Origin of the sequence: Streptomyces sp. NPDC056628 (genome assembly GCF_042792555.1) — a bacterium.
Taxonomy (GTDB): Bacteria; Actinomycetota; Actinomycetes; order Streptomycetales; family Streptomycetaceae; genus Streptomyces.
The window spans coordinates 1-5,054 of the sequence record NZ_JBHTWG010000079.1 but is presented as its reverse complement, the minus strand read 5'-3'; the positions used below and the strand labels follow the sequence as shown (position 1 = coordinate 5,054).

The window sequence follows — 5,054 nt, the reverse complement described above, 5'->3', positions numbered from 1 at the left end:
GGATTGAGAGCTTGCTCTTATGAAGTTAGCGGCGGACGGGTGAGTAACACGTGGGTAACCTGCCCATAAGACTGGGATAACTCCGGGAAACCGGGGCTAATACCGGATAATATTTTGAACTGCATGGTTCGAAATTGAAAGGCGGCTTCGGCTGTCACTTATAGATGGACCCGCGGCGCATTAGCTAGTTGGTGAGGTAACGGCTCACCAAGGCAACGATGCGTAGCCGACCTGAGAGGGTGATCGGCCACACTGGGACTGAGACACGGCCCAGACTCCTACGGGAGGCAGCAGTAGGGAATCTTCCGCAATGGACGAAAGTCTGACGGAGCAACGCCGCGTGAGTGATGAAGGCTTTCGGGTCGTAAAACTCTGTTGTTAGGGAAGAACAAGTACCGTTCGAATAGGGCGGTACCTTGACGGTACCTAACCAGAAAGCCACGGCTAACTACGTGCCAGCAGCCGCGGTAATACGTAGGTGGCAAGCGTTGTCCGGAATTATTGGGCGTAAAGGGCTCGCAGGCGGTTTCTTAAGTCTGATGTGAAAGCCCCCGGCTCAACCGTGGAGGGTCATTGGAAACTGGGAGACTTGAGTGCAGAAGAGGAAAGTGGAATTCCATGTGTAGCGGTGAAATGCGTAGAGATATGGAGGAACACCAGTGGCGAAGGCGACTTTCTGGTCTGTAACTGACACTGAGGCGCGAAAGCGTGGGGAGCAAACAGGATTAGATACCCTGGTAGTCCACGCCGTAAACGATGAGTGCTAAGTGTTAGAGGGTTTCCGCCCTTTAGTGCTGCAGCTAACGCATTAAGCACTCCGCCTGGGGAGTACGGCCGCAAGGCTGAAACTCAAAGGAATTGACGGGGGCCCGCACAAGCGGTGGAGCATGTGGTTTAATTCGAAGCAACGCGAAGAACCTTACCAGGTCTTGACATCCTCTGAAAACCCTAGAGATAGGGCTTCTCCTTCGGGAGCAGAGTGACAGGTGGTGCATGGTTGTCGTCAGCTCGTGTCGTGAGATGTTGGGTTAAGTCCCGCAACGAGCGCAACCCTTGATCTTAGTTGCCATCATTAAGTTGGGCACTCTAAGGTGACTGCCGGTGACAAACCGGAGGAAGGTGGGGATGACGTCAAATCATCATGCCCCTTATGACCTGGGCTACACACGTGCTACAATGGACGGTACAAAGAGCTGCAAGACCGCGAGGTGGAGCTAATCTCATAAAACCGTTCTCAGTTCGGATTGTAGGCTGCAACTCGCCTACATGAAGCTGGAATCGCTAGTAATCGCGGATCAGCATGCCGCGGTGAATACGTTCCCGGGCCTTGTACACACCGCCCGTCACACCACGAGAGTTTGTAACACCCGAAGTCGGTGGGGTAACCTTTTTGGAGCCAGCCGCCTAAGGTGGGACAGATGATTGGGGTGAAGTCGTAACAAGGTAGCCGTATCGGAAGGTGCGGCTGGATCACCTCCTTTCTATGGAGAATTGATGAACGCTGTTCATCAATATAAGTTTCCGTGTTTCGTTTTGTTCAGTTTTGAGAGAACTATCTCTCATATATAAATGTATGTTCTTTGAAAACTAGATAACAGTGTAGCTCATATTTTTTTAATTTTAGTTTGGTTAAGTTAGAAAGGGCGCACGGTGGATGCCTTGACACTAGGAGTCGATGAAGGACGGGACTAACGCCGATATGCTTCGGGGAGCTGTAAGTAAGCTTTGATCCGAAGATTTCCGAATGGGGAAACCCACCATACGTAATGGTATGGTATCCTTACCTGAATACATAGGGTAAGGAAGACAGACCCAGGGAACTGAAACATCTAAGTACCTGGAGGAAGAGAAAGCAAATGCGATTTCCTGAGTAGCGGCGAGCGAAACGGAACATAGCCCAAACCAAGAGGCTTGCCTCTTGGGGTTGTAGGACATTCTATACGGAGTTACAAAGGAACGAGGTAGACGAAGCGACCTGGAAAGGTCCGTCGTAGAGGGTAACAACCCCGTAGTCGAAACTTCGTTCTCTCTTGAATGTATCCTGAGTACGGCGGAACACGTGAAATTCCGTCGGAATCTGGGAGGACCATCTCCCAAGGCTAAATACTCCCTAGTGATCGATAGTGAACCAGTACCGTGAGGGAAAGGTGAAAAGCACCCCGGAAGGGGAGTGAAAGAGATCCTGAAACCGTGTGCCTACAAATAGTCAGAGCCCGTTAATGGGTGATGGCGTGCCTTTTGTAGAATGAACCGGCGAGTTACGATCCCGTGCGAGGTTAAGCTGAAGAGGCGGAGCCGCAGCGAAAGCGAGTCTGAATAGGGCGTTTAGTACGTGGTCGTAGACCCGAAACCAGGTGATCTACCCATGTCCAGGGTGAAGTTCAGGTAACACTGAATGGAGGCCCGAACCCACGCACGTTGAAAAGTGCGGGGATGAGGTGTGGGTAGCGGAGAAATTCCAATCGAACCTGGAGATAGCTGGTTCTCCCCGAAATAGCTTTAGGGCTAGCCTTAAGTGTAAGAGTCTTGGAGGTAGAGCACTGATTGAACTAGGGGTCCTCATCGGATTACCGAATTCAGTCAAACTCCGAATGCCAATGACTTATCCTTAGGAGTCAGACTGCGAGTGATAAGATCCGTAGTCAAGAGGGAAACAGCCCAGACCGCCAGCTAAGGTCCCAAAGTGTGTATTAAGTGGAAAAGGATGTGGAGTTGCTTAGACAACTAGGATGTTGGCTTAGAAGCAGCCACCATTTAAAGAGTGCGTAATAGCTCACTAGTCGAGTGACTCTGCGCCGAAAATGTACCGGGGCTAAATACACCACCGAAGCTGCGAATTGATACCAATGGTATCAGTGGTAGGGGAGCGTTCTAAGTGCAGTGAAGTCAGACCGGAAGGACTGGTGGAGCGCTTAGAAGTGAGAATGCCGGTATGAGTAGCGAAAGACGGGTGAGAATCCCGTCCACCGAATGCCTAAGGTTTCCTGAGGAAGGCTCGTCCGCTCAGGGTTAGTCAGGACCTAAGCCGAGGCCGACAGGCGTAGGCGATGGACAACAGGTTGATATTCCTGTACCACCTCTTTATCGTTTGAGCAATGGAGGGACGCAGAAGGATAGAAGAAGCGTGCGATTGGTTGTGCACGTCCAAGCAGTTAGGCTGATAAGTAGGCAAATCCGCTTATCGTGAAGGCTGAGCTGTGATGGGGAAGCTCCTTATGGAGCGAAGTCTTTGATTCCCCGCTGCCAAGAAAAGCTTCTAGCGAGATAAAAGGTGCCTGTACCGCAAACCGACACAGGTAGGCGAGGAGAGAATCCTAAGGTGTGCGAGAGAACTCTGGTTAAGGAACTCGGCAAAATGACCCCGTAACTTCGGGAGAAGGGGTGCTTTCTTAACGGAAAGCCGCAGTGAATAGGCCCAAGCGACTGTTTAGCAAAAACACAGGTCTCTGCGAAGCCGTAAGGCGAAGTATAGGGGCTGACACCTGCCCGGTGCTGGAAGGTTAAGGAGAGGGGTTAGCGTAAGCGAAGCTCTGAACTGAAGCCCCAGTAAACGGCGGCCGTAACTATAACGGTCCTAAGGTAGCGAAATTCCTTGTCGGGTAAGTTCCGACCCGCACGAAAGGTGTAACGATTTGGGCACTGTCTCAACCAGAGACTCGGTGAAATTATAGTACCTGTGAAGATGCAGGTTACCCGCGACAGGACGGAAAGACCCCGTGGAGCTTTACTGTAGCCTGATATTGAATTTTGGTACAGTTTGTACAGGATAGGCGGGAGCCATTGAAACCGGAGCGCTAGCTTCGGTGGAGGCGCTGGTGGGATACCGCCCTGACTGTATTGAAATTCTAACCTACGGGTCTTATCGACCCGGGAGACAGTGTCAGGTGGGCAGTTTGACTGGGGCGGTCGCCTCCTAAAGTGTAACGGAGGCGCCCAAAGGTTCCCTCAGAATGGTTGGAAATCATTCGTAGAGTGCAAAGGCATAAGGGAGCTTGACTGCGAGACCTACAAGTCGAGCAGGGACGAAAGTCGGGCTTAGTGATCCGGTGGTTCCGCATGGAAGGGCCATCGCTCAACGGATAAAAGCTACCCCGGGGATAACAGGCTTATCTCCCCCAAGAGTCCACATCGACGGGGAGGTTTGGCACCTCGATGTCGGCTCATCGCATCCTGGGGCTGTAGTCGGTCCCAAGGGTTGGGCTGTTCGCCCATTAAAGCGGTACGCGAGCTGGGTTCAGAACGTCGTGAGACAGTTCGGTCCCTATCCGTCGCGGGCGCAGGAAATTTGAGAGGAGCTGTCCTTAGTACGAGAGGACCGGGATGGACGCACCGCTGGTGTACCAGTTGTTCTGCCAAGGGCATCGCTGGGTAGCTATGTGCGGAAGGGATAAGTGCTGAAAGCATCTAAGCATGAAGCCCCCCTCAAGATGAGATTTCCCATAGCGCAAGCTAGTAAGATCCCTGAAAGATGATCAGGTTGATAGGTCTGAGGTGGAAGCATGGTGACATGTGGAGCTGACGAATACTAATAGATCGAGGACTTAACCATATAATATGAAGCAATGTTATCTAGTTTTGAAGGAATATACCTTCATAGTTTGGTGATGATGGCAGAGAGGTCACACCCGTTCCCATACCGAACACGGAAGTTAAGCTCTCTAGCGCCGATGGTAGTTGGGACCTTGTCCCTGTGAGAGTAGGACGTTGCCAGGCAATTCGGAGGATTAGCTCAGCTGGGAGAGCACCTGCCTTACAAGCAGGGGGTCGGCGGTTCGATCCCGTCATCCTCCACCATATAAATTATATATATATCATCGCGGGGTGGAGCAGTTCGGTAGCTCGTCGGGCTCATAACCCGAAGGTCGCAGGTTCAAATCCTGTCCCCGCAACCAAATGGTCCCGTGGTGTAGTGGTTAACATGCCTGCCTGTCACGCAGGAGATCGCCGGTTCGACCCCGGTCGGGACCGCCATTTATGTTGGCTCGGTAGCTCAGTCGGTAGAGCAGAGGACTGAAAATCCTCGTGTCGGCGGTTCGATTCCGTCCCGAGCCACC

4 tRNA genes and 3 rRNA genes are annotated in these 5,054 nt (G+C 52.1%); all 7 read left to right on the top strand.

Annotation, left to right across the window (positions count from 1 at the left end):
• Nucleotides 1–1,481: ribosomal RNA gene (locus ACFRAC_RS36500) — 16S ribosomal RNA — on the top strand; the annotation flags it as partial.
• Nucleotides 1,482–1,627: 146 nt separating this feature from the next.
• A 23S ribosomal RNA gene (locus ACFRAC_RS36495) occupies nucleotides 1,628–4,549 on the top strand.
• A gap of 48 nt (nucleotides 4,550–4,597) precedes the next feature.
• A 5S ribosomal RNA gene (gene rrf / locus ACFRAC_RS36490) occupies nucleotides 4,598–4,713 on the top strand.
• A gap of 5 nt (nucleotides 4,714–4,718) precedes the next feature.
• Nucleotides 4,719–4,794: transfer RNA gene (locus ACFRAC_RS36485), tRNA-Val, on the top strand.
• A 21-nt stretch (nucleotides 4,795–4,815) separates the two neighbouring features.
• Nucleotides 4,816–4,892 (top strand) — tRNA-Met (locus ACFRAC_RS36480).
• Nucleotides 4,893–4,895: 3 nt separating this feature from the next.
• A tRNA-Asp gene (locus tag ACFRAC_RS36475) sits at nucleotides 4,896–4,971 on the top strand.
• An 8-nt stretch (nucleotides 4,972–4,979) separates the two neighbouring features.
• Nucleotides 4,980–5,052: transfer RNA gene (locus ACFRAC_RS36470), tRNA-Phe, on the top strand.
• Nucleotides 5,053–5,054 lie beyond the last annotated feature (2 nt).